The organism is Phormidium sp. CCY1219 (assembly GCF_035615515.1).
In the GTDB taxonomy this organism is placed as follows: Bacteria; Cyanobacteriota; Cyanobacteriia; order Cyanobacteriales; family Laspinemataceae; genus CCY1219.
This window is the reverse complement of record NZ_JAJENT010000379.1, coordinates 1-26,168: the sequence shown is the minus strand read 5'-3', so window position 1 is coordinate 26,168 and position 26,168 is coordinate 1. Positions and strand designations below refer to the sequence as shown.

At 50.0% G+C, this 26,168-nt stretch carries 22 protein-coding genes; 12 read left to right on the top strand and 10 right to left on the bottom strand.

The features are described from left to right. Positions 1-466: 466 nt before the first annotated feature. Positions 467-967 (top strand): hypothetical protein, encoded by a 501-nt coding sequence (locus tag LKK83_RS07335; protein WP_324630351.1) that lies wholly within the window; start codon positions 467-469, stop codon positions 965-967. A gap of 206 nt (positions 968-1,173) precedes the next feature. On the opposite strand, the gene LKK83_RS07330 is transcribed toward LKK83_RS07335, so the two are convergent. After that, complete coding sequence (locus tag LKK83_RS07330) at positions 1,174-1,560, bottom strand: hypothetical protein (protein ID WP_324630350.1); 387 nt, start codon at positions 1,558-1,560, stop codon at positions 1,174-1,176. A 226-nt stretch (positions 1,561-1,786) separates the two neighbouring features. After that, the gene (locus LKK83_RS07325) at positions 1,787-1,954 is read right to left on the bottom strand and encodes a hypothetical protein (RefSeq protein WP_324630349.1); all 168 of its coding nucleotides are present in this window, start codon (positions 1,952-1,954) and stop codon (positions 1,787-1,789) included. Between the two features lie 752 nt (positions 1,955-2,706). On the opposite strand from LKK83_RS07325, the gene LKK83_RS07320 reads away from it, so the two are divergent. Continuing rightward, on the top strand, positions 2,707-3,342 hold the full coding sequence (locus LKK83_RS07320) for a M23 family metallopeptidase (RefSeq protein ID WP_324630348.1): 636 nt from the start codon (positions 2,707-2,709) through the stop codon (positions 3,340-3,342). A gap of 369 nt (positions 3,343-3,711) precedes the next feature. Here the strand turns inward: LKK83_RS07320 and ftsH are convergent, their stop codons facing one another. Together ftsH and LKK83_RS07310 are read right to left on the bottom strand one after the other, a co-directional pair. Continuing rightward, entirely contained in the window at positions 3,712-5,517 is a 1,806-nt protein-coding gene (gene ftsH, locus LKK83_RS07315; protein ID WP_324630355.1) for an ATP-dependent zinc metalloprotease FtsH, read from the bottom strand. 1,856 nt (positions 5,518-7,373) lie between these two features. Beyond that, the gene (locus tag LKK83_RS07310) at positions 7,374-8,510 is read right to left on the bottom strand and encodes a ferrochelatase (protein WP_324630347.1); all 1,137 of its coding nucleotides are present in this window, start codon (positions 8,508-8,510) and stop codon (positions 7,374-7,376) included. A 532-nt stretch (positions 8,511-9,042) separates the two neighbouring features. Here LKK83_RS07310 and LKK83_RS07305 point away from each other — a divergent pair. The 6 genes from LKK83_RS07305 (at position 9,043) to LKK83_RS07280 (ending at position 17,132) form a co-directional block, all read left to right on the top strand. Continuing rightward, positions 9,043-10,167: a patatin-like phospholipase family protein gene (locus LKK83_RS07305; RefSeq protein WP_324630346.1), complete on the top strand. Its 1,125-nt coding sequence runs from the start codon at positions 9,043-9,045 to the stop codon at positions 10,165-10,167. Positions 10,168-10,920: 753 nt separating this feature from the next. Then, the gene (locus LKK83_RS07300; RefSeq protein ID WP_324630345.1) at positions 10,921-11,058 is read left to right on the top strand and encodes a hypothetical protein; all 138 of its coding nucleotides are present in this window, start codon (positions 10,921-10,923) and stop codon (positions 11,056-11,058) included. Between the two features lie 151 nt (positions 11,059-11,209). Next, positions 11,210-13,414, top strand: coding sequence for a transporter substrate-binding domain-containing protein (locus tag LKK83_RS07295; protein ID WP_324630344.1), 2,205 nt, complete (start codon positions 11,210-11,212; stop codon positions 13,412-13,414). 84 nt (positions 13,415-13,498) lie between these two features. Then, positions 13,499-13,756 (top strand): RNA polymerase sigma factor, encoded by a 258-nt coding sequence (locus LKK83_RS07290; RefSeq protein ID WP_324630342.1) that lies wholly within the window; start codon positions 13,499-13,501, stop codon positions 13,754-13,756. Between the two features lie 9 nt (positions 13,757-13,765). Next, on the top strand, positions 13,766-14,836 hold the full coding sequence (locus tag LKK83_RS07285) for an RNA polymerase sigma factor (protein WP_324630353.1): 1,071 nt from the start codon (positions 13,766-13,768) through the stop codon (positions 14,834-14,836). Between the two features lie 532 nt (positions 14,837-15,368). Next, complete coding sequence (locus tag LKK83_RS07280) at positions 15,369-17,132, top strand: ABC transporter ATP-binding protein (RefSeq protein WP_324630341.1); 1,764 nt, start codon at positions 15,369-15,371, stop codon at positions 17,130-17,132. A 155-nt stretch (positions 17,133-17,287) separates the two neighbouring features. Here LKK83_RS07280 and LKK83_RS07275 read toward each other — a convergent pair whose 3' ends face one another. The 4 genes from LKK83_RS07275 to LKK83_RS07260 all read right to left on the bottom strand — a co-directional run bounded on the left by LKK83_RS07275 (position 17,288) and on the right by LKK83_RS07260 (position 22,063). Further along, positions 17,288-18,769: a diguanylate cyclase gene (locus LKK83_RS07275; protein WP_324630340.1), complete on the bottom strand. Its 1,482-nt coding sequence runs from the start codon at positions 18,767-18,769 to the stop codon at positions 17,288-17,290. Beyond that, complete coding sequence (locus LKK83_RS07270; RefSeq protein WP_324630339.1) at positions 18,766-19,374, bottom strand: chemotaxis protein CheC; 609 nt, start codon at positions 19,372-19,374, stop codon at positions 18,766-18,768. Before LKK83_RS07270 ends, LKK83_RS07275 begins: the two co-directional genes overlap by 4 nt. Beyond that, positions 19,371-19,751 (bottom strand): response regulator, encoded by a 381-nt coding sequence (locus tag LKK83_RS07265; protein WP_324630338.1) that lies wholly within the window; start codon positions 19,749-19,751, stop codon positions 19,371-19,373. Before LKK83_RS07265 ends, LKK83_RS07270 begins: the two co-directional genes overlap by 4 nt. Positions 19,752-19,846: 95 nt before the next feature. Further along, on the bottom strand, positions 19,847-22,063 hold the full coding sequence (locus tag LKK83_RS07260; RefSeq protein WP_324630336.1) for a diguanylate cyclase: 2,217 nt from the start codon (positions 22,061-22,063) through the stop codon (positions 19,847-19,849). Between the two features lie 198 nt (positions 22,064-22,261). Between LKK83_RS07260 and LKK83_RS07255 the strand changes: the two genes are divergently transcribed. Next, positions 22,262-22,771, top strand: a complete 510-nt coding sequence (locus LKK83_RS07255) for a hypothetical protein (protein ID WP_324630335.1) — start codon at positions 22,262-22,264, stop codon at positions 22,769-22,771. 403 nt (positions 22,772-23,174) lie between these two features. Here LKK83_RS07255 and LKK83_RS07250 read toward each other — a convergent pair whose 3' ends face one another. Further along, positions 23,175-23,357 (bottom strand): hypothetical protein, encoded by a 183-nt coding sequence (locus LKK83_RS07250; protein WP_324630334.1) that lies wholly within the window; start codon positions 23,355-23,357, stop codon positions 23,175-23,177. Here LKK83_RS07250 and LKK83_RS07245 point away from each other — a divergent pair. The 3 genes from LKK83_RS07245 (at position 23,356) to ilvB (ending at position 25,966) form a co-directional block, all read left to right on the top strand. Beyond that, a complete protein-coding gene (locus LKK83_RS07245) occupies positions 23,356-23,535 on the top strand; it encodes a hypothetical protein (protein WP_324630332.1) in 180 nt (59 codons plus the stop codon). The two genes, LKK83_RS07250 and LKK83_RS07245, sit on opposite strands and share 2 nt — an antisense overlap. Positions 23,536-23,683: 148 nt before the next feature. Further along, positions 23,684-23,824 (top strand): hypothetical protein, encoded by a 141-nt coding sequence (locus LKK83_RS07240; RefSeq protein ID WP_324630331.1) that lies wholly within the window; start codon positions 23,684-23,686, stop codon positions 23,822-23,824. Between the two features lie 309 nt (positions 23,825-24,133). Continuing rightward, complete coding sequence (ilvB, locus tag LKK83_RS07235; RefSeq protein ID WP_324630329.1) at positions 24,134-25,966, top strand: biosynthetic-type acetolactate synthase large subunit; 1,833 nt, start codon at positions 24,134-24,136, stop codon at positions 25,964-25,966. On the opposite strand, the gene LKK83_RS07230 is transcribed toward ilvB, so the two are convergent. Further along, on the bottom strand, positions 25,963-26,168 hold a 206-nt coding region (locus tag LKK83_RS07230), incomplete at its 5' end, for a hypothetical protein (protein ID WP_324630328.1). The two genes, ilvB and LKK83_RS07230, sit on opposite strands and share 4 nt — an antisense overlap.

Sequence of the window (26,168 nt, the reverse complement as noted above, 5' to 3'; positions counted from 1 at the left end):
GACTTATGTGCAATGCTTTTATTGCGATACGGAAGCTGTCGGGTGGGCATTGCCCCGTGCCTTGCAGATGAGTATCTAGGAAGCCAGAGCAATGCCCACCTTACTCTACTACTCTACTCAATTTTTTCAGAGTCCCGGAAAATACGGACACTGGAAACCGAAAACCTGTGGAAACCGCGCAGGGTTGAATCAGCGATTTGGCGGATGTATTTTCGATTGTAGCGACGCAAAATAGAAAAGTGCATGAAACAGGTTCTAGATTAGAAACCGGGTTTTTGACATCAGATTAATTCCCATAAGAAATTAGAGCCAAAAACCCGGTTTTTTTGTCCAATCAACTTCATACAAAACCGAGGCACTAGATAGCTCGCGCAGCTCATTTTGCCAAACCCTAGTTAACTTTAGCAAGAGGATTTGCGCGAGACAGATTGTCGGAGATTATCTAATTTTGGGGAAAGAGTTGATAATGCAAAAACAGTTAATGAAGCGCTCTCCACGCAAAGATCCATTTATCGCGCAATTTTTAGCCAGCATTCCGCCAGAAATTGCCTCTAGCTTTACCGATGAGCAACTTACGGCGTTAAAAGGGGCATTTGGCAAACGCGGATGGAATCGTCATCCGGTGGATATTCGCATGAGCGTGCCATTTCCGCGACCAGGGTTTTATATTGTTTTATTGGGAGGACGAGAGCGGCGATCGCGCCAGCGTCGGCAAGGGGATCGCAACCTTCATGGTTTGTGGACTTGGAGGAATAGTGCAGTCATCGTCTCATTTACTTTGGCGATAATGAGTGCTGGGATTGGGGGAGTATATACGGTGGAAAAGTCCCTTGATTTGCTGTCAAAAAAGCGACCTTTCCATCCCACGGCAATTCCCTGGATATCCGACGCAGAAACCTGCGAAAAAACTGACAGAGTGTGGCGAGATTCAGAATGCCTAGATTTCGAACACAGTCCGGATTTTTAGGGAAAAAAATCCGGTATGAACCCCAAGAATGCGGGAATAGTAGTCGCGATCGCGCAGACTGTGTGATTGCTTGGGGGAAGCCGCGGTGGGGGGAGGGCAAGCAAAGAAGACGCGGAAAAAGGAGCGGTTGCATCAATTGCACAGACCCCAGGAGCGAGACTGCGATCGCCTCTCCCATCGCCATCGCCCCTGGAATCTGGGGAAAATTACTCGCGAGACTGACCATCGCGACGGCCCAATTCATAAACGCCACAGCTCACGCAGGCAATCATCCCCACACTAATCGCCCAACTTTTGCCCAGAGTTAGTTGCACCCCCCAATTGCAGAAGCTACCGATTAATAGAAAAGGCACGATACTGAATACGGAAGCATAGAAGGCATTTTGTGCTTCTCGGGCGCGACGAGTGCGCTCAAATTCTTCTTCTGAGGTATAGAGCGATCGCTCGGCAAAATTAAACCAGCGATTGAGTTGCTCGATGGTCCACTCGCTGACCCCAGACAAGCCCAAATACAGAGCCAGGGACCACAAACACGCCCCAGCGATCGCCGTAGCATCCAATCCGAATCGAAACGGAAAAATCTCAGTCAACATAGATAAGGTACCAGTAGAACAGAATCGATCGGGCGATCGATATTTCCCGGAATTTTAACAAACCTTAAGAATCCATATCGTTAGAGTGGAGAACATTTTTTCATCAGCCCCCAGTGCCGCATTCTCGTTCCAAGTCAGTTTCGGCAGGATTTTATTATCTTATGCAACGGTTGGAAAAAACTTATGGTTGCCCTCAAAATAAAGTTTTTTCCCACCGTTGCCCCGTTTATCCCATGCCAGGAAACACCCCGCTTTCCCCTTCAGTAGTAGAAAACGCGATCGCGGAGTAAAATAAGCAGCTGTAGCCTTGTTTTTCCTTGCCGAAGAATTTGGCAACGGTTCGGTGAAATTTGCCGATGACCAGCCGAAATTGCACGGATTCTTCCCCAGGCAAAATGAACGATGGTTCACGTCAGGAACTCTCTCAGGAACCAACCCCACGACTCAAGTCAAGGGGGCTTGTACTCCTAATCCCTGACCCGCCTAAGACCCATGCGGTCTGCGTTACCCCGAAGCGTTAAAATTCAATCCCTGGGATGCGCTGCCACTTCCAGGCTCTAGACCCGAGGGGTTAAACCGCCGGATCTTAGTTAAAGCGCTACCCCTTGGAACCTAGGGAGGGGTAACCTCGATCGCGGACCGCGCGCCGTCCCACGGCGAAGCGCGAACCCGTTGCGAGAGGCAAACATGACCCCCTTTGGGAAAGGGAGGTGAAAACACCTTCCCGATGCCGATCGGGTAGGATTGCACGAATCCGTCACTGTGCGGACCAGAGGCAAACAGAATCGGGTCGAACCTCGCATTTCCCTATCCTTAGCGGAGGGGGCGATCGAAAACAGGCTTCGCGGAGAGGATGGCCACCTGTATCCCATTTAAACAGGCCCTGCGGGGCGGTTGTTGGTGCAAAGGAGAGAATTTTCTTTCCTGAAGATAAATCACAGGGGTTTTCATTCTCTGCCTTGCTAACGCTGAGTTTTGATAAGAATTTGCCGAGGTGATGGTGTCGGAGAAAAGCACCGCCGAGGAAAAAGCCTCCCATCCCATCAGCGAATTGGCAAAAATTAACGGCATTGTCGTCAAAAAGGGTTCAAATCGATTCATAATGTTATCTGCGGTTGAGGAGTGTAAGGAATGCCCCAAAAATTGATGCCACTTCTAAGGAACAAAAAGTTGCCCCGCTGGGCGAGAATTGTCTCGATCGCTGCCCTGGCTTGGATTTGCGTTTTGGTAATCCAATTGCAGCCCCAAGTCAGTCATGCCTTGGAAACCAATCGCAGCGAGATTGCCACAGGCAGCCAATGGAAAGGTGCCTCATTTCCCGTAGAAAACTTTCGAGGATATACCTCTCCATTTGGCTATCGTCGTTCCCCCACCGGGGGCTACAGTCGAGAATTTCACTCGGGCTTAGACATTGCCGCGCCGATGGGAAGCTACGTCCGCAATTGGTGGGCGGGGACGGTAGTTGATGCGATCGACGATAGTCGCTGCGGCATCGGTCTGGTGATTGAATCGGGAAACTGGGAGCATATTTATTGCCACATGCAAGGCGACGTGCAAACGATTCGAGGTCGGCGCTACTTAGTCGATCGCACCGGGGGTTTGCAAATTGCTGAAGGGCAAAGAATTGCAGCAGGCATTCGCATTGGTCGCGTGGGAATGACCGGGCGCAGCACAGGCCCTCATCTCCACTGGGGTCTGAGATACAATGACGAATGGTACGATCCGGCGTTAATTTTGCGAGCCATGTATGGTTCCGCTCGGCGCGTTTCGATGGAACCCTAGGCCACGCCTGAGTTCGGTTTTCATTGGCCGCTTTCAATCCCGGCGTATCCGCCAAAATCGCTCCGGTCCCGAGGAGGGGGAAACAGACACCAGCCACAATGTCTTGACCTGGTTCTTCTCCGGAGCGATTCCTTTTGGGCAATTAATGAGTAAAAATTTATATGGCTATATCGTTGTGAAACGGAAAATGAAAATGGTGCGTTACTGGGTAAAAGTAACGCACCTGAGACATGAACGGGGAAACCACTAGGGCGTCGGTTCGGCAATCAATCCACCGGATGGGGAAGCGGGTGGGGGACCCTAAGAGGTTGCAACTCGATCGCGATTGGATGAAGCCACCCGGTTGATTGCTTCTACTAAAGCGAGGCTCTAGGGATTATTGGCGATGAGCTGTTTTTCTGGCAGTTCGGTATATTCGGCAACAATTTCGCGGAAGCGATCGCCTTCGATGGTTTCTTCGTCTAAGAGAATGTCCACCAGGCGATCGAGAAGTACCCGGTGTTCGCGCAAAATTTGACGCGCTTGTTCGTAGCAGTGAACCGCGATCGCCCGCACTTGGCGATCGACCAGGGTGGAAATTTCTTCCGAGTATTCCGACTTCGGCATCAAGTCGCGACCCAAAAACACCTCATTATTTTGGGTTTCTAAGGCAAATGGCCCTAACTCCGACATGCCGTAGCGCGTCACCATTTCCCGGGCCAAGTCCGCCACTACCCGCAGGTCATTGCTCGCACCAATGGTCACTTCCGCCTCGCCAAACACCTCTTGTTCTGCCGCTCTGCCCCCTAGGGTAATCGTCAGTCGGTCCATCAGCCACCCCCGGGTATAAAGACCGCTATCGATGGTCTCTTCGTTAAAACTTTGTTGGGCGAACCCACCCACCCCGCCAGAACGGGGGATAATCGTGACTTTATTCAGGGGGTCGGAATTTTTCAGCAGGGTCATCAGCAAGGCGTGACCTACTTCGTGGTAAGCAATCAAGCGCTTTTTCTTGCTGTCGAGCAAAGGCGTCAGTTGCAGACCCACGGTAATGCGATCGATCGCATCGTCAACTTCCAATGGCCCGATCGCATCTTTGCGTCGTCGTCCGGTTAAAATCGCCGCTTCGTTGAGCAGGTTGGCCAAATCCGCACCGGAAAAGCCCGGTGTCCGACGGGCGATCGCCTCTAAGGACACTTCCGCAGACAGTTTCTTATTGCGGGCATGAACGTCCAAAATTCCCAAGCGACCATTGTAACTCGGCAAATCCACAATCGTTTGGCGATCGAATCGACCCGGGCGCAACAGAGCGCGATCGAGTACGTCCGGGCGGTTGGTAGCGGCAATAATAATCACCCCGGAATTTCCCTCAAATCCATCCATCTCGGTGAGCAATTGGTTGAGGGTTTGTTCCCGTTCGTCGTTACCACCGCCAATCCCCGCACCGCGCTGACGCCCTACAGCATCAATTTCATCGATAAATACGATCGCCGGCGCATTTTCTTTCGCTTTGCGGAACAAATCCCGCACTCGGGAGGCCCCGACTCCCACAAACATCTCCACAAACTCGGACCCGGAAATGCTGAAAAACGGAACCCCAGCTTCTCCGGCGATCGCTTTGGCGAGCAAGGTCTTACCCGTCCCCGGCGGTCCGACTAACAGCACCCCTTTCGGAATCTTCGCCCCCACCGCCGTGAACCGTTCCGGCTTTTTCAAAAAGCTGACCACTTCTTCGAGTTCTTCTTTGGCTTCTTCGATGCCCGCTACATCATCAAACATCACCCCGGTTTTGGCGTCCATCTGGAACCGGGCGCGGGATTTGCCAAAGCTCATCGCCTGGTTCCCCGCTTGGGACGATCGCCGCACGATCGCCATCAGCCCGCCGATTAATAGCACGATCAGCAAGATGTTGGCGGCGATGCCAAATGCCGCACTCGGATCTCGCGAGGGCTGCACGTCGAGTTCGATGGTCTCCGCACTTCGGTTTTGTTGGGCAATTTTTTGGAACAACTCCGGGTGGCGATCGAACAGGGGCACCTCTACGGTCTCTTCTCTATTCTCTAAGCGCACTCTCGCCACGTCTTGGGCCGGGTCGATGACCACCCGCTCTACTTCCCCGGCATCGATTCTACGCAACAGTTCGCTGTAACTGAGGGCGTTCTCCTGGTTCTGCGCCAACACCGGCGTTGCAAGCATCACCCCTTGCGCTACCAAGGTTGAGGCCACAATTGTCTGTACGCTCCACCGGATGCGCTCCAGGGAAAATACTCCCTTCGCTCCCCGATTCCTCCCCTTTCGACTCTCGCTCTTACCAGTGGGGTGCGCCGAGTCTGATGCGATCTCAAAGCCATTTCCGAACCTCGGCGAATGTCGCGCTCTGTGATTCGCCGTTTTATTCTCGATCCATTTTGTCCAAAAACCTTTCATGTTCAATCGCTCTTGACCTGCTGCGTTGTGGAAGTTGTCTGTGCCCGAGTTCTTCGGTAAACCCTCGGCAGGGATTTATCAAAATCTTTACTTTTCTATTGTATTTCAATCCCGAAAATGGGTTCTTCAGCCTCGGCTACCTAGGCTCCTATTTTACCAAATTTCCGTTAAACTCCCTCGGCGTAGGGCCAGCCGCACTAATCTAACCCTGCCTCCTCTACAAACAGCGAAGTCAGGACCTTTCGCTCGATCCTGACTCCGGGGTGGGTTCTTTGCTCTTTTTCCTCTCTTGAGGATTCTCTCGGGATTAAATCATATTCATACCAACTTCATGTTAAAGGTCAGAAAAATTTTACGGAAAGGGGGATTGACAACAGGGAGAATCCGTGCTATATACCTGACAACAAAGCATCAAAGACAAACCGGGATCGAGGCAGAGGCGCGATCGCGCCTCTGCACCGATTCGGATCCCCAACTGCCAATCGCGGATCTCTCTGGCTGGAGATCGTCCCGGATCCAGAGCAGATCGGATAAATTTTGAAAAAACTGTCAAAGGTTTCGCTGCAGCGGCTTGTGGATCTCTCTGGCTGGCGAGGGTTCCGGATCCAAAGCAGATCGGATAAATTTTGCAAAAACTCTCAAAGGTTTCGCTGCAGCGGCTCGCTGAGATAATCAAGTGTTGAGCATTGCAGGGAAATCATCAGCGACGAAGCGCAGATAGTTCTCGTCGTCTCGGGGCATGAAATCGAAATCCCACAATCAAGCAATTTGCAAGGGGTTTACGATGACATGACCACCACAAGCATGAGAGCCGCCACACTTAAGGTGACTACCTGCAGGGCAATGGTGCCAGCTAACCATCGAAACGGCTTCCAAGTGTATTCCATGATTCACTCCTCCTAGAAACTGATGCAAGACTGAAGTAAACGTTCAGAAGAATGCTTGTTAATTATTGCCTCAGAATTGCGAATCGATCTGCGATCGATATCACAATTCCTAGAGACGGCGATCGGATCGTTTGGGTTTCGTGCGATCGCAAAATTCCTCGGTTGCTTACCGTGAGAGACATTGAGTAAATTACCCCCTCAATTTACACTGCCTGCTTTTACCGGAAATCCCCCTTTTGGTTGAGTTACACCTCAATGGGAAATCCACTCTTCCAGATAGATTTATCTTGCATTTGACTGACCTCCGGCTGATTTACAAAGTTTGTATTTTAGCCTCTTAAAGGAAAAACGGCGAGTGCGATCGCCCAAACCTATCTTAGCATAAATTTTTAACTTGCAGTATTATTGCCCCTTTCCATTGCACTTAACCCTTGTCATGGTTGAAATTACTTTGTTTTTCAGTTTACCAAAACCTGCAATTTAGATGTTGTGTCCTTGGGGGATCGCCGAATATATCAGAGGAAAAATAGAAAGGGTGCTGTGCTGATTGGTTTTTCAAATCAATCGACCCTTGGATGATGGAATTTAGCGCCCAAGAAAAACCCGTTTTCGGTACGGAAAACGGGTACTCAAATCGCCCTTTACTCGTTGCACTGGGCATCTCATTTAGGAGGGTGGGATAAGCGATCCCGGTTTACCTCTTGCCTGGAGGCGATCGCCTTTCCCAAGGCTATGCCCTTAATGATGATGGTGATGGTGATGAGAATGGGTGTGAGATGACGATCCCTCGGTTTCTGGAGCCATAGGCGCGGCTTCCGAGAGCAGGGCTTCGATTTGCGGACTCGCCCACTGCGCCGCCATTTGGAGAAATTCCGGACGTTCGTTGACGCAAGGCATCTGGATGTAAGCCACATCAGAATGCTGGCTCTCTAAAGCGTGAATGATATGGTGAACGTCAAGCAAAGTTTCGTGATTTTCCGTAGCAAAGCCAATCGGCATAAACACCACCGCCTGGGCACCCAGTTGAATCAAGTTATCCGCCGCCAACTTCGCATTGGGTTGCGTCCACTCGATTAACGGGGTTTGGTGATTGAGCCAACCCACGGAAATTAACGGATACTTGTTAATCAGTTTTTCGCGCACCGCCTCGTACAGGGCTTGACTTTCGGTAATACCAGAGGTAAAGCCCTTCGCCTTGTGGGGACATCCGTGGTTCATCAGCACGATCCCAATTTGCGAGGGAAGGTAATTCCCCGCCAGTTCGGCGGCGATGGTTTGCTCCACCATCTGCGCCATTAAATCAATATAGGCAGGTTCGTTATAGAACGAGGGGATATAGCGCATTCCCTTCACCCAGGGGTCTTCGGGATTATCCTCTAGCTTCTCTAAGGCGCGGTTGACCTGTTCTACGGCGATCCCGCTGGTGAAAATGGAATCCACCACCAGCAGGGGGTAAATCAGCAGTTTTTCAAATCCTTGGGCTTTGATTTCGGCGATGACTTGCTCGGGAAGGAAGGGGGCGCAGAAGTTAAAGGCTTTGAAGACTTGCACGCGATCGCCCCACTGTTGTTGCACTTCGCCCTCGATCCCCGCCCGCTGCTTTTCAAAAATGGCATTGTGCGGGGAAATGAAGTTTCCATGCTGGTGATTCCATTCGTGGAAGTCAAATACCGCTAGCAGTTTGGCCAGTGGCGGATAGAGCCAGGTGGGCACCGGGGCAAACTTGGCGGTGAGTAAATTTAGGGCTTGTTCGTTGTAATTGGCGAAGTCGTCGTAGCTTTCGACTTCTCCGTAACCCATGAGCAATACGGCGACGCGATCGCTGCCGCTTGTCATTTCGGGCGTTGCTTGCTGTTTTTCGGGAGTGGCAACCACTTTGCGTTTCCTCGGCTTAAATTATCTTTCAACACAAAGGCAAAGAGTAAATTTCTGGCCAAATTTGTCCTTTACCCCTTGCCAATTTTTTTCTTTCCTCTTAGGGTAACATCCCCTCGGGGGGGAGTGGATGTCGCCAGATTGTGAATTGGTAACGCTCAATTGTCAATTCTTTATATTTTCCCGGGTTCTCCATCCTGGTGTGGCAACATCCCTATTGCAGTATCAGAACTTGTAATCCGTTCGGTTGCTGAATTGCCGATCGGTAATTGATTCTCCACCCGCCCCATGCCCTTTGGCGCGATTCTCGATTGCCAATTGTTGATTTGGGTCTATCCGATCCTCGGGTTGGCCGTTACAATCCGTTACCTTTCTTGATAAAAATTGACCCCTTGGCTCTTGACGTTCCTCTTTCCGGCAACATACGATAAATCTATCTGGAGGAGGATGACGAAGGCTTTTGACTTCATTATCCATCCCACTCCTTCAACGTGAGGCAGTCAACTCGATTTTTAATCGTTCGCACAATACTATGACGTTCAAAATTCTCAGCCTAGATGGCGGTGGCATTCGGGGAGTTTTATCCGCCAGAATTCTCCAGCAGGTAGAAACGACCCTCAAAGAAAAAACCGGGCAGGCACTACATGAATACTTCGACTTGGTGTCTGGCACATCCACCGGCTCGATTCTGGCAGCCGGAATTGCCTGTCAGATGAACGCTCAGGCAATGATTGACCTCTACCTGCAAGAGGGCAAAAATATCTTCCTAGACTCGGTACGTCAGCAGCGCGGATGGCGCAAAGTGAGTCAAGCGGTGGGCGCTAGGGTATTGTACCCCCACGAACAGGGCGATCGGGGGTTGACCAAAGTATTACAGAAATATTTGAAACACCCAGAGTTAGGGTCCCCGACGATGAGTCAGATAACTCAACCCAAAATTCTGATTCCCGCCTATGACGTTTATTCCCGCAACACAACCTGGTTTGTCAATGGCAACCCCAATGCATGGTATCACAATCTGGGACTCTGGCAAATTTGCACCGCTTCAGCGTCAGCCCCCACTTTTTTCCCCCCGTATGAACTTCCCTACAACGAAGAGCAAAGTCTGCCCCATATCGATGGTGGGGTATCGGCAAATAACCCGGCGTTAGTGGCGATCGCCCATGCCTTGTATATAGAAAAAGCCAACGGATTAAAATTGAGCGATATTTCCGTCCTCTCCATTGGCACGGGCAATACCACTCAGGTCTACAGCTATGAAGAAATCAAAAATTGGGGACAGTTACGCTGGGCGGAAAATATACCCAATATGTTTATGAGTCCCGCTTCTCAAATTTCTGAAGCGATCTGCTGGCAAATCCTCGAAAGTGGCGGCGGGGATTATCTGCGTTTGGATTTCGATCTCAACGAACGATTGCAAGGAGACCCACAACCCGGTCGCTTGCGCGAACCCCTACAGGAAGGGTACAATAAATATATCTATCGCCTGAAAGGTAAGGATACACCTGTCAGTGAAGATATGGACAATCCCGAGAATTGCCCAATCCTGATAGAGGCAGCAGAATGCTATCTGGAATGCGGTAAAGCCTATTATCGGAACGCAACCGATCCAGTGCCGGTGCAAACGGCGATCGAACAGTTTATCGCATCCCAGTAAGCCCTCACAGATGAGCAAATCCGCCGATCGCACCCTCGCACTTTACCGCGATCGGGGATTCTCCGCCCGAAACATCCATGCCCCTAGCTCACAGCAAAGATTCGGCGTGGGTTTAAACAGTAGTAGACCCCAGGATCCGGCGGGGATTTTAATCCCCTGGGGGTGTTGCTGCAAGAGAATTATTGCCCAAGTCAGAGGTTAAGTTTATAACCTATTTGCAATTTACAATAATTTGTTTCGGTATAGTGTTATGAGAAAGGTTGCAATATAGTAACAAAAAACGATTGAAGCGATCGCCTCATCAACCCCCCACTGATGCACGGCGGGTGGTGCCGCGAATGTAGTTACATGGTCGAGAGTATCCGGGATAACTTTACCAAAACTTTACAAAGTTGCTCTTGACGTTAATCTGTATTAAGAAATACCATAGATCTATCTCCAGGAGGAGAACAAACCGTCAGGTTGGGTGTATCGGAACCCCAAGACATGGGTGCATGGCGCGGCCAGGGCGAATGCCTCCGGGACATTCTCGCTCCTTGCCCGTGAGTTCGTCAGAGTGGGCGAACTCGACAATCAGAGTAAATTTTAAACCAGGGTATAGGCAAGCCAGCCGCAGAATTATATTTGGTGGCTAAATTTAAGCAATGCTCTACGGTTGGCCGAGCAATCGTCGCTTGCGGCAACCGTAGGAACAAGCTGTGCTGCGTGAATTTCCCTCAAATTTAGGAGAACTGTCCGAGGCATTATAAATCCATGAAATCCAGCGTTGAAAGAGACATCCCGTCAGCGGGAGAAGAGAGTCCCGAAACGATAAAGGAGATATTTTGGCAGCACTGGCAAGAGCATGATACCGATAGTTGTTGGCAATCTGCTCCGAGAGATGCCAGTTAAATTGGCAAAATCTTTTCACAAAATTAGGGAGTCAACCGTCTAATAAATAGAAGCATCTAGCATAGCTCTGGCTTCTGCGGAAGCGAGGAGCGGCTGGCGTCCCCGCGCGGGCCAGCAAATTAACCCTTAACCGTATCGAATTAACCCAATTATGGCTGCCTTGAATTTTAACGAAGACAACTACTTGCAACAATATCCAGATGTGGCACAAGCGGTTGCCGATGGCTCATTTGAGAGCGGTTTTCAGCATTGGACAATATATGGGTTTAAGGAAGGAAGGACGCCGGAAGTCCGTTTTAACGAGCAATTTTATCTCGACTATTATCCCGATGTAGCCGCCGCCGTCAATAACGGGGATTTCTACAGTGGTTTGCAACATTATGCAATCTTTGGCGCAGGCGAAGGTCGGACGATGGTAGGGAGTGCCACGCGACCCGGTTCGCAACTGCAAGAAATTTTAGACCGAGGGGTTTTGCGGGTTGCCGTTGATGACGATGCGATCGGATTTAGCAACCGAGAAGCAGATGGTTCTTTTAGTGGGATTGGCATTGATTTTAGTCGCGCGATCGCCACTGCTTTGTTTGGCAATCCTGATGCGATCGAATATATAGTCGTCGAAGCGGGACAAGACTTTAATGCGGTTGCCAATGGGACAGTGGATATCGCCGCCACTTTGCCCACTCATTCAGTGTTGCGCGATGCCAGTTTGGGAGTGGATTATTCACCGACCGTGTTCTTCGATACCCAAGGGGTGATGGTGCGAGGGAACAGTGGGATTAGTTCGGTGGAACAATTGCCAGAAACTACTATTGGAGTATTAGCTGGAACTCGCTCTCAGCAAAACTTAGAAGATGCGGCGCAACAAGCGGGAGTAACTCTAAATATCCAAACTTTTTCCTCTCAAGATGACCTCTTTGCTGCTTACGATGCGGGACAAATCGGTGCAGTCTCGATGAATCGCGGGGGGCTGAGCAATCGCATTCCCACCTTATCTAATCCGGGGAATCAAGTGATTTTAAACGAGAACTTGGGGAAAGAACCGTTAGGACTCATCCTGCCGGAAAACCAGTCCGAATTTGCCGATGTAGTCCGCTGGGTAGTTAACGCTCCCATTCAAGCGGAAGTTTTTGGCATCAACTCCCAGAATGTGAATGAATTTCTCAATGGCAATACCGACATTAAGCGGTTCTTAGGAGTAGAAGGAAATTTAGGCGAATCCCTGGGAATCTCCAATGACTTCGCCCTAAAAATCATCCAACAAATCGGCAACTACGAAGAGATTTATAACCGCAACTTCGACGAAACCGCACTACCCCGCAATCTCAACGAACTGATGTTTGTGGAACCAGAAGGGCAGCTATTTTATCCGCCCTTTTCCGGTAGCGATACAATCAGCGTGCCCTTGGTGGATAACGATAACCGCAACGTTTTGCAGGAAGTCTTAGACCGAGGTTTTGTGCGCGTCGGGGTGAGAAATGAGGCTCCCGGACTGGGTTTTGCCGATGCCAACGGCAACTTAAGCGGATTTGATGTGGATTTGGGGCGGGCCGTAGCAGCAGCGGTATTTGGCGACCCCAATGCCGTAGAGTTCGTGGTTCAGACATCCGCCGCCCAGCGCTTCAGCGATGTTGCCAACGGCATTGTGGATATTACCAGTCGCAACACCACCCACAACCTCAAGCGGGATGCCCTGCTGGGGGTAGATTATGCGCCGATTAATTCTTACGACGCTCAATATGTAATGGCTCGCAGTGATAGTGGCATTACCTCTTTTGAACAGCTTGAAGGTCGTCGAATTGGTGTCAGTTCCGGGACAACTTCTGAGACGAAGCTGCGAGAAAGACTGGACTCTCTGGGGGTTAATGCGGAAGTCGTCACCTCTAGTAATTTCCAAACTCTATTTGACAGTTATATTAACGGCGAACTCGATGTCATCACTGGCGATGGCACCTTGATTCTCTCCAGTCTTCTGACTTTACCCCCCGAACAGCAAAACCTGTCGCAGCCGCTTCCTGGAGTCTTGGGAGAGGAACCTTTAGCAATGGTAGTGGATGAAAACCAATCCCAGTGGAAGGATGTGGTTTCTGGGGTGACTTATGCCCTTTATGAAGGAGTAGAACTGGGTTTGACTTCAGAAAATGTGGCTGAAGCCGTTAATAGTTCCGACCCAGTTGTGCGCCGCTTTTTGGGCGCGGAAGGAAATATCGGAGCAAGTTTGGGTTTGCCCAATGATTTCGCTTTGAATGCGATTTCCGCTGTGGGCAATTTGAGTGAGATGACAGCCCGGAGTTTTCCCGGTCTTCCGGTTGGCGTTGTCGGTACGGATGACGGTTATGTTTCCATTCCTTTTGCTTGATTTTGTGCCGTCGGGGGAATTTATAACTCTCACCTGACCACAATAAATCCTGTAGATTTCCTGTCAATTCATTGGAGTCGTGACATGATGCTGATGCCAACCCCTCCTCATCAACTTCTACCCCTAACAGAAGAACAACAACTATTAAAACGCTTTGCCGCAGGTGAAATAAATGCTTTCTGGCAATTGTTTCAACAGTACCGCGACCACCTATGGCGTTGCTGTCTCAAATGGACAAAGGGCAACTCAACCGAAGCCGAAGACCTGCTGAGTCAGGCGATGCTGAAAGCCTGGGAAAAAGTGCAAAAATTCGCCGGAAAAATCGATAATTTCAAGTCTTAGCTAACGACCCTGACTCGTAATTTTTGGATCGATATAACCCGTCGCCGAGGAAGCAGCGGAGTTGAAGATATGGAAGTTTATGGCGAGCAACATGAGCTAGGACTGGTTTCGGTTGAGCAGACGCCAGAAAGCGCTTTGGAGAGTGAGGAGAAAAACAGGGTGATTTGCCGCGCCATTGAGGAGTTACCGAATTGGTTGCGCGAGACGTTTATTTTGCACTATTATCGAGGACTCTCCAATCAAGAAATCGCGCAACAGCAAGAGATTTCTGATGTAAATGTCCGCCAGCGCATCTCTCGGGCGCGGAAAATTTTGGCTATTGAGTTGCGCGGATATTTTATCGGCGACAGGGCAACGGAATCAGACACAGGGAAGGTAGCAGCAAAACCAGCGAAGTCTAAGAAAGGGACAAAGAAGCCTGCTGAAACTGAAGCGATCGCAGCTAAGACGGTGACAGTATCCGAAGTGGTAGAAGAAGTAGGGGCTGTGGTTGAGGAACCCCAGGAAACAGCAGGATTTGTACAGGCAATTGATACCACATCCGGCTGGCAAAAGTCTTTGAGTCTTGCCCGATCGCATAAGGCACAGATATCTGAGTGCGATCGGCTCGTTTCGCATCACTCTGAGGGGAAGGTATTGGGCGATCGGGACTCGCCACTGAGCCGAAAAATGAGCAGGGGTGCAGCTTGGAAGCAGTTTTACGAAGTGCAGGGCGTTTCAAAAAAATTTATTCCGGTGAAGCGTTCACAATTTCGCATCGGAAAGCGTCTAATGAATAGAGGGGTCAAAAATGAGCCAGCAAAGGCCAACCTGCCTAGTCATCACGACTCGACTATTCCTCGAAACTGCTCAAACCGTGAAAGCTTTAACAAACCAAGTTCATCTTTCTTGAAAAGCGCGATTTTCAATCAGCAATCAATCCCCTTAAGTACAGGTAATCCTCCTGTAAAACGGACGACTCAACTGAAAAATTATGCAAAAATAGGGAAATCGCAACGACAAAATGAATGTGAAATTCATCAAGGCAATCAATACCACAGAAACTTTCAACCTCAAAATAAAATCCTAAAATCTCTTTAAGAGACAATGAAACTAGCCAAGAAATAAAACGGCACGATGCCATTATTTCGCGTCACTCTAAACCATCACTAACCGAAGGATAAAGCACCATGAAAATTCCAATTCAGGCGGGACACGTCCCGCGTTAAGCGGAGTAAATGTTCTGCAAATAAACCCATACAAAACAAGAAGGAGGTGATGATTAATATGTTTTTTTACTTTTGGCGGCGTTGGTAATTAAAGCATCATAATACTTCTTTCCGTCAATTAATCATTTTTCGTTCAATCCCGTGATTAATTGCAATGGAAAAGAACTGGGGTGAGCCTCTCTCACCCTACTGACTGAAAAGTAGGATGAGCGTTGCCCATCCTACTGATTGAGAAAATATCGAAACACCTAGCCCTCAAAGGCATAAAAGCATCGGCAGTTCACCGAAATCTAGGAGATCGGATTTTGAGTTTGCTTTAGTAATAGCGTGAGCATTGCCCACCGTCGGGATTAGACCCGCGAAGATGGCAGTCTAACTTTTTGCCAACAGCATTTACACCAACCATGCAGCAGCTTACTTGGTTTATCAAAACCATCGCTAAATATATCGGCCCCTACAAATGGCAAGTTATTCTTATGTTTTGCTGCATTATTTTTAATGCCGCCTTTGATTCTGTATCGAGAGTCAGCTTAAAATTTCTGGTTGATGCAGCAATTATCCCTCAAAATTACCGACTTTTAGTTTTAATCATCTCCCTGCTTTGTATTGGGGCAATTCTTTACATCGCCATTGGCTTGCTGGGTAATTTTTTAGGAGCGAGATTGGGAATAATTATTACTAACAATATTCGCCGCTCTCTATTCGAGCATCTCCAGGGTTTGTCAATGGAGTTTTTTGGACGACGTTCAGCCGGAGATATTCTTAAATGTATTATTTCCGACGTAAAAACTGTAGAAGATGGTTTAATCTCGGCGGGGCTAACCGTGGTGGTTATGGCAACGAGCAACATCCTCTTTTCTACGGTTTTCCTCTTCTTACTCAACTGGCAGTTAGCCACCTTGACGTTGATGGGTATTACCCTCTGTGTTATTGCTCCTGCACCCATTGCCCAAATCGCTACTGCCAAAGGTTATCATGTGCTGCAAAAAGAAGGAGAAATTTCCAGCCTCCTCGAAGAAAATCTTCTCTCTCAATCTGTGGTCAAACTGTTTGGCATGGAAGCTCGCGTTTCTCAAGAGTTTGACCGTGAGTTGAATGACTTGCAGCGAGTTTATGTTCGGGCAATGTTTTTGTCCTACTTAGTGCAAAGAATTCCCCTCATTCTCTTTGTTCTCACCCAGCTTGCTATCTTAAGTATCGGTTCCGTGATGACCTACAACAATTATATTTCTGTAGGGACTCTCGTTTCCTATCAAGTTTTGCTCCTCAATTTAAACCTTTATATTCTTGCCCTAGCCAGCTCGATTCCGATGTTTATTGATGGTGTAGCTGCCCTGCGACGCATCACGGATATTTTCTCAGAAACGCCCACAGTGCAAGAGTCACCGGATGCAGTTGCATTGCCGCATTTTTCCCAGGAAATTTGCTTTGATACTGTCACTTTTAACTACTCTACCGAGAGAGTCGGAGTTAAAAACTTATCCCTGAAAATTCGTCACGGCGAGTATGTGATGTTTGTCGGGCAGAGTGGGGCTGGGAAAAGCACCATTGTTAACTTACTGACGCGCTTTTATGACCCGGATAAAGGCCGCATTTTGTTGGATGGAATCGATTTACGCCATGCCACTTTGCGTTCCTTGCGCTCTCAAATCGGACTGGTTTCTCAGGAGGTGATTTTATTTAACACTTCCATCCGAGAAAATATCCGCATGGGGGATTTAGAAGCCACTGACGCACAAGTAGAAACCGCCGCCAAAGCTGCGGAAATTCACAATTTTATCTTAACTTTACCTCAAGGTTACGATACCCCAGTTGGCGACAGGGGCGGACAACTATCGGGGGGACAACGGCAAAGAATCGCCCTAGCGAGAGCATTGGTGAGAGATCCGGCGATTCTGATTCTCGACGAAGCCACATCTGCCCTGGATGTAGCGACAGAAGCGGGAATTCTCGCCACTATCGATCGCATTGCCCAAAAACGCACGGTAATCGTCATCACCCACCGCATCGCCCAAGCCTTGCGTGCGGATAAAATCTTTGTCCTCGAAAATGGCAGCATTACCGCATCGGGACACCATAGGGATTTGGTGGAACGAGAAGGACTCTATGCCACCCTGTGGCAACAGGGTCATCAAATTTCTAACTCTCCCAAACTTCCTTTATCTTAACTACAAATTTGACCTTTGCTCAAAGTTTTGGAACTGAAGATAATAACGAACACTAACGAAGAGCGCAAATAGTTGATTCCCTCATTGCATCCCTTCGCCACCCCAGCTATAGACGAAGAGAAAGGGATAATTTCGTTTATACACTTACTATAAAATCAAGAAGCGATCGCTACCCGATCGCGCCCATCAGCTTTGGCGCGGTACAGTGCGGCATCTGCGGCTTCCAGCAGGGCGAGACTGGTGGTACCATGTTGGGGAAAACTCGCCACGCCCAAGGACAAAGTAACTTGACCCATGTGCTGACCATCGTACTCCACACTTAACAATTTCACCCGATCGCGCAGTTCCTGGGCGCGCTTTTGCGTCACTGCCAAGGGAGCTTGAGGTAAAATCAGGGTAAATTCCTCCCCACCGTAGCGACAGGCGATATCCCGTTCGCGGATATGCTGGTGAAAAAACCCACCCAATTGGCGCAGCACTTCATTACCCGCCTCGTGACCGAAGCGATCGTTAAACTGCTTAAAATAGTCAACATCAATCATAATCACCGAAAGCGGATATTGCTTCAGTGCCGCTTGATACAGTTCTCGTTCCAGGGATTCATCTAAATAGCGACGATTGAACAACCCCGTCAGGGAATCGCGAATGCTTTGATTGTGCAGCGTTTCCCGGAGGCTTAAATTCGCCAACGACAGAGCAATATGTTCTGCAACCGTCACCGCCAGCAGTTGTATGCTTTCGGTAATGCCCTGGTGTTCTGGGGCACATAAATACAGAACCCCTAACGCTTTCCCCTGCGCCATCATCGGCACGCAACAATATTGCGACGGCAATAAATTCTCATGTAAATGCTGACAAATCAATCCTTCTTGCATATTTTCCACATAATGCAAGCGCCCCCGTCGCAAGGCCCAACATTCATTCGGTTTAAACAACTTATCGCTGGTAAAGGTAATTCCCCAAGACGCCACCACTTCCAACAAATTATTCGGAGAATTCATCATAAAAACTGCGCCGGCAACTTGCGGAAAAAGAGACTTACAAGATTTGGCAATAACATTATAAGCTTCCTTCACCGTCAAGCAAGCTTGCAGCAGATCGTTCATTTCCCCGAGCAAAATTAATTCCCGGTGACGCGCTGACAATTCGATAGTTTTTTGATGCAATGCTTCCTGAGCTTGTTTGCGTTCCTCGATTTCTTCCAAAGCGCGATCGCGCATTCGGCGATAATCGTAAATCCGACGAGTCAGATCCGTCACATCTTCGATCGCCAACAATGCATAAAACCCCGACCCTTCTAACCGAGGCACCGGCGTCACCGTGGTATGTTGGATGCGAAATTCGCCATCAGGGAGAGGAATCGGAATCGTATATTTATGGAGCTGAGAAGAAAAAATCGTAGGCGGTCCGCCTTCAAAAATCTGTTTCAGGCGACGCAGATATTTTGGCTGAGTCAGATGAACGAAGCGATCGCCCAAATTCCTCCCCACAATTTCCCCCTTGGGAATTTTCGTCCAATCTGCCAAACAGCTATTCCAAAACAACACAATAAAATCGTCCCGCAGAACGCAAACCCCCACCGGAACTCGGTCGAGAATACCAAATTTTTCCTCAACCTGTTCGATTTCATTCATCATTCATCACCGTAATCCATCTCCAGAGCCGCCAATAACACATCAAACGACCCTACCTTAAAAATCAGGATAATATCTCCTGCGATTTGCAACTGTTCGATAGTAAATCGAGCCTGAGCCAATAACACCGTCGTTTTCGATTCCAACCGATTGGCAACCAACAAATTATCCACCGTATCCTCGAGATAAATCGGCAGAGAATAATTAAGGTGCTGGTGCAATAAATTGCTCATCGACCCCATCACCCCATTAATCACAATATTCCCCACTTCCGTCAGGGTGCCAATTTTCACCGCATCCAAATCCGGAGTTCCCACCTCTTCATTTGTGAGCAACGCGACCAATTTCGAGGCACTATCGGTGGGGAAAACCAGTTGAGCGGTGCCGCTAAAAGAGCCGCTAAACCCAAGACGAACTGCAGATACATCGGAAATGCCGAGGCGCTCTTCCAGTTCCGATTTCATCCTTTTCGGGGATAAAATCCGAATGAAAGGAACCTGTAACCGGATGTGGGAATCGATCATCTCGTTAAGCACGCTTGCGGCTCTGCCAACACCAATGTTGACCAATTCCTGCAAGGCATCTAGTTGCTCAACGGTCAAATTCATGGGGCGTTCTCCTCTGTTGTTAAATTCAAAGCTTTTTGCAAAGCCTCTATCATTTCCTCAGACTTCGGAGGCTTATTCAAAACTGCCAAAGCTCCCAACTCAAAACAGTGCTGACGAGAGGTTTCTTGAATGTCTGCCGTCAGCACGATAACCGGAATTTTAATATTTTTGTCTTGCAACGCTTGCAGCACCTGCCATCCGTCCATCTCCGGCATTAACAAATCCAATAAAATACAATCCGGAGTGTGAGAATCGAGCAACTCTAGGGCTTGCTTGCCATTGGAAGCTTCCAGAGTTTCGTACCCCTGTTTTTGTAAATTTTTGCAGATAACTCGCCGGGTAAAAATTGCATCATCTACGATTAAAATTAACGCCATTGTTCGTATTCTTTCTCCTTATCTCTAACAGATGGAAACAGGCGGCTGGTTGTGGGAGGTCAACTCAAGCGGAAGGTTCCCGGTTCACCCAAGACTCAGGGGGTGACATTTTCGGATGAGGCAACGATCGCGCGATCGCGTCCCTGATTCTTCGCCTGATAAAGCGCCGCATCTGCCGCTTGCAGCACCGCAATTGCGCTTGTGCCATTCTCCGGAAAGCTCGCCACGCCCAATGACAGAGTAATCGGCCCAATCGGCTGGCGATCGTAGTGCAAGTCCAGTTGTTTTATCCCATCGCGCAACTGTTGCGCGCGATGGGAAACCACATCCAAAGGCGCTTCGGGCAAAATCAGGGTAAACTCTTCACCGCCATAGCGACAAACAATATCAGATCCGCGAATGTGCTTTTGTAAAAAAGACCCCAATTCTCGCAGTACGACATCGCCCGCGTCGTGACCGTAGGTGTCATTAAATTGCTTAAACCGATCCACGTCAAGCATAATAATCCCGATCGGATGTTTATGGCGTTTGGCCCGACGGATTTCGCGCTCTAGAGACTCTTCCATATACCGTCGGTTGTACAAATTCGTCAGGGGGTCGCGGATGCTTTGATTTTGCAACCGTTCGCGCAGTCTTAAATTCGCCAGGGCGGTAGCAATTTGTCGCGCCACCATCACCGCCAATCGATGTTTGGCGTCGCTTAATTTTCCCGCCGTGGGGGACCCCAAGTAGAACACCCCTAAAATTTCTCCATGCGCCACCATCGGAATGCAGACATATTCTCCCGGTAAGCGATCGCCATGCAGGTGCTGACAGAGCAAACTGTGCGCCGTGTCTTTCACCCAATAGGGTTGCCCGCGTCGCAGGGCCAAACATTCATCCGGGGCGAAAAGAAGCTCGCTGGTGAGGGGTTCTCCCCAAGTTGCTACCGCCTCGACAATATTTTTAGAGGCACTAATCGCAAACACGCCGCCGCTGTGTTCGGGAAATAAGGGTTTGGCCAAGGTTCCGAGCACCGTATAGGCTTCCTCTACCGTAAGGCAAGCTTGCAGCAAATCGCTCATGTGGTTGAGCAAAGTAATTTCCGAATAAGCTTTGGAGAGTTCGTGATTGCTTTGCGAGAGTTTGGGGAGGAGCTTTTGCACCTCAGTATTGCGACTCAGGTAAATCAGCAGGGTGGCGATCGGGAGGCAGGTGCCCACCAAGGAGCCGCCGAGCACGGTCCAGAGGCGCATGGGCCAGTGTAAGGGGCGCACCTCGGCGGTGGGCATCGCCAGAAGCGACCACTGACGTCCGCCAATTTCCAGGCGGCGCAATCCGGCGAGGGACAATCCATCGTTAGCGCGTTGAATAGCCTGTTGGCACTGAGACTGGGAGGAGGTGGGTTGGGATTGCTTTGGGGAGAACACCCGCTTAGTGCTGTCGGCGATCGCTTGTTGGCCCCGCGAGTGGTAAACGGCGACAAATCCTTCTCCTGGTGCCGCAGTGGCGTCCCACAAACAAACATTGAGTCCCCTGACATCGATTTGGGAAAGGGCAGTCTCGATCGCCTCTTTCACCCTGACCCCGCCTAACACAAACCCCTGCACCCACTTTTCCCGCCCTAAACTCCCCCGATTCGGCATCCCTGCCAGAATTGGGTTTTTATGCTGGGGGTCATACACTGGCATCAGGATCGAGATGCTGCCCGTGGGGTTGCTGGCGATCGCTTCTGTGGCTACTAGGTCTCCGCGTTCTGTGGCTGTTTGCACCGCGTTGCGCCCGGAGGCAACGGATCCGAAATCAAACCCCACCACCCATTCTGGCGTCCCTTGGGATTCCACATACACCATCGGAAAATATTCGGTTCTTGCCTTGGCGGGAGTCCAGAGTCCCTCCGGGGTTCGTTCGAGAATTTCAAAGGTTGGTTTGCCTTGCTTTTGCACGGTTGCTTCGTAAGCGCGGCGATCGCTCTGGGACACGCGAGGAATCCAGGCTAAACTGTGAATGCTGGCATGGCGGGCAAAGATTTCTCGAGCAAATTGCTGAAATGAAGGCCGATCGAGCGCTCCGGAAACCGAGTAAAATTGACCCAGGCTCCAAATTGAATTTAGGTCATTTTCTATTTCCCGTTGCACGGCGATCGCGATCGCATCTGCCTGCTGTTGCACGTTCTCGTTTTGCCGTTCGATCTCCCAATTCCAAACAATGGCGGTGGTGGCAACGCAGAACAGCACGCCGGCACAGAATGTCAATCCCACTCCGGTTGGAATGGATCCCTGTTTCCAGGCAATTGCAAGCCGTTTTCTCAGGGATTTACAAATGGCAGTCATGGTTGCGCCCCTCTGTTGATGTTTCCCACCGCATGTCCGTTGTGTTGTTATGCTGCCCTTGAATATGATGGCAGCGAAATAGTGCCACACTCTATCGAGGAGCGATAAACACTCTTGTATCTGATTATTTGCCCGGGAATTCACGATCCCCACTTGACAGAGTGTTTTCTAGACAGCTTGCTGCCAAGGTTAGAGCCGATGGCAGATTTTACTCCTTTGGTGTTTCCTGCTTCGGATTACTCTGCTTATTGTGCCCTGGATATTTTACAATTTTTGCACTCATCGGGGGTGACAGACAAGGATGCATCGGATTCTCTCGCCCCCGTGGTTTTCATCAGCTTTAGTGCGGGGGTGGTGGGAGCCATTGGCGCTGCTTGGCAGTTGCAGTTTTCGCAAAACCGAGTAAAAGCATTCTTGGCGATCGATGGGTGGGGGGTGCCGCTTTACGGTAACTTTCCCATTCATCGCATCAGTCACGATTATTTTACTCACTGGAGTTCGGCCCTGTTGGGTGCGGGAGAAGAAGGGTTTTATGCCGATCCCGGGGTGGGGCATTTGCAGATGTGGCGATCGCCGCAAGAGGTGTGGGGGTGGCAAATGCCCCCTGCGGGAATGTCTTCAGATCCCGAACGCATCACCGCCCTTGCCTTTATCGCGCGGCGGTTGTCTCCCTACGGGATCGCAGGCGATCGCGATCGGGCAAGGTAGCACCCTGGCGTAAGCATTACCCCCGACAAACTCTTCTGAAACTATACGGGCAGCTTCTTAATTAAATCCTCATGTGCTTGGGATAATTGGATATGCCTTTTGCTCGATGCTCCTCTTCTATCTATGGCTTTCATGCCCAAGGGAAAAATTAACCCCATATTCCCTCTGGATAGCTCAGTTAATTTTTCGTTATTGGCTATAAATTTGTCTTTGTTTTCCTGATTGTGGCTCTCGATAGCGGGCGATATTGGCTACCAATGGGATGGTAAATCGCGGAAAATTCCATGCGTTCTACTGTGATGGAGGCTTTTACGTTATCGACGATTTGATTGACTTCGGCGGCAGTAATTTTTGTTGTTAGCTGTTAAAAAAATAACGGTTAATCGGTGGCAATTGACTTCGCCTAAATGTTTCTCATCATCTTGTCGTTGCTGTCAAAAAGTTTGGTGGTTTTATTGCTGATTGCGTTTTTGATTTCCACGGTGATGCTTGTTTTTGCGCCGATAGAATAAGCGGCGATTCCCCTGACGGTGTTCTGGGCGGGATGATTGCCCGCCCGTATGTTTGCGGCGTTCATTCTGGGCATGTTTACCCTCTGGGTGGCGGCGATGAAGGTGAAAGAAAAGGCTAGCCCCGATGCTCCATTTATGGCAGGTGTTCAACGCCGGATTGCTGTATTTGAGGGGCAATCGGGGGAGTCAGGTGTTGGTGCAGCTAAGGATTTTGGAGTAGGCGATCGCGGCGCTGACGGTTCTGGCGATTAATTGAGACCAGGTGGTGGGGTGGGAAGGGTGTGGGGTCTGTTCGATCGCGGTGCCCATGCAAACCCTGGTGCAAGCGCAAACCCCCGACTCGAGGCGATCGAAGGTGTTTGGCGGTGTTTGGCATTCAAAACCACAGGATTAACATTGGGTGGAGTTTGGCATTGGCGATCGCCGGCTGAGCGATGCATTTGCTTTACCTGCGGTTTTGCTGAATCTGAGTTTGCGGGTGACGGGGGTGGGAATCTGGGCGTGGGTCAGCATTCGTGGGGTATTGCGCGATTTAATCTAGCCGATGCCCGATGACTGGGGGAACTATCCCGGGTAAACCGATGGAGTTTTCGCTCTTTGAGCCATTTTCTTAAATAAATATCAAGATTGTGTCCAATCCAGGAAAATTGGTGCATCATAAATCAGTGAAGGTTCACCAAGACCACAGCAGGATGCGCGAGGGTTAAAAAAATCAGCACAGATTTTCCACAAATTGGGTAGGCTGTGGTGGAGAATACCACCACAAACTCGGGTAGGTTTTATACTCGCTCTCGTTAAACCAGAATTGAGGAACGGGCATTCTGCGTAGAGCACAGTTGAGAGGTAACAGATGCAAGTGAAAGGTGTAGACGTACAGCGCGTATCCGGGGCATTTGCCCTGATCGATAGTTTGAAACGGCATGGGGTGCAGCATATTTTTGGCTACCCCGGAGGCGCGAATCTGCCGATTTACGATGAAATCTATAAAGCGGAAGCTGCAAGGGAATTGCAGCACTTTTTGGTCAGACACGAACAAGGTGCGGCGCATGCGGCGGATGCTTATGCCCGGGCCACGGGAAAAGTCGGGGTTTGCTTGGCCACTTCCGGCCCGGGAGCAACCAATTTAGTGACGGGTTTGGCCACGGCATATATGGACTCGGTGCCGATGGTAGCGATTACGGGACAAGTGCCGCGCGCGGCGATCGGCAGCGATGCCTTTCAAGAGATCGATATCTTCGGGATCGCTTTACCGATTGTCAAGCACTCTTATGTGGTGCGCGATCCCGCCAATATGAGCGAAACCGTGGCGGAAGCATTTCATATCGCCAGTACCGGCAGACCCGGACCGGTGTTGATCGATGTGCCAAAAGATGTGGGGATCGCTCAGTGCGACTACGTTCCCGTGGAACCGGGATCGGTGAAGTTGCCGGGATATCGGCCCACGGTGAAGGGCAATCCCCGGCAAATCAATCAAGCGGTGAAGCTGATTCAAGAGGCGAAGTGCCCGTTACTGTATGTGGGCGGTGGGGCGATCGCTTCTGGCGCTCATGCGGAAATTACAGAACTGGCAGAACATTTCCACATTCCCGTGACCACCACCCTGATGGGCAAGGGCGTATTTGACGAACACCATCCGCTCTCCGTGGGCATGTTGGGAATGCATGGCACCGCTTATGCGAATTTTGCCGTCAGCGAATGCGATTTGCTGATTGCCGTGGGGGCGCGGTTCGACGATCGCGTAACTGGCAAGTTGGATGAATTTGCCCAAACCGCCAAAACCATCCATATCGATATCGATCCGGCGGAAGTGGGCAAAAACCGCAAACCGGATGTGCCGATTGTCGGGGACGTGCGTCAAGTGCTGGTAGACCTGCTGCGCCGCAGTCACGAAGTGGGGGATGTGGTCCGCGAATCGCAAACCAAAGCATGGCGCGATCGCATCCGACAATGGCGGGAAGAATATCCCTTGGAAATTCCTCATCCGGAGGATAGTCTCTCTCCCCAAGAAGTGATTGCCGAAGTAGGCCGTCAGGCTCCCCACGCTTACTATACCACCGATGTGGGTCAGCACCAAATGTGGGCGGCTCAGTTTCTCAAAAATGCCCCCCGTCGCTGGATGTCTAGTGGTGGATTGGGCACGATGGGATATGGGTTGCCGGCTGCTGTAGGAGCAAAAGTCGCTTTACCGGACGACCAGGTGATTTGTATCAGCGGCGACGGAAGTTTCCAGATGAATATGCAGGAACTCGGCACCATTTCTCAATATGGCATCAAGGTGAAAGTGGTGATTTTGAATAATGGCTGGTTGGGCATGGTGCGCCAATGGCAGCATTTATTTTATGACGATCGCTTTGAAGCCACGAACCTGGAACAGGGCACGCCTGATTTTTCTAAGCTGTCTGAAGTGTATGGTATCAAGAGCTTGACCGTGCGAACTCGGGCGGAACTTCCCGAGGCGATCGCCACCATGTTAGCTCACGATGGTCCGACTCTCCTCGATGTGCGCGTCAATCGCAATGAAGACTGTTACCCAATGGTGGCTCCGGGAACTAGCCCCTCGCACATGTTGGGTCTGTCTCATCCCTATAATGCGGTGTCTAATACCCTGACCTGTTCCGCCTGCGGTGCCCAAAACCCGCCCACTCACAAGTGCTGTAGCGAATGCGGCACCAAGTTGCGTTAATCGCCCCGTCTCTCGGTTCCCAGAGGAGGCTCTGGGAACCAGATTTTTAAATTCTGGGGGCAATTATACTTGTCAGGGCGGGCGATTGAAATCGCCCCAATATAGCACAAAATATATTCTCGTCCCCAACCCGTAGGGTGCGTGACCCCCGCCACCCGATCGCCACTGGGAGAACCCAAGAAAAGCGGGGGGTCACGCACCG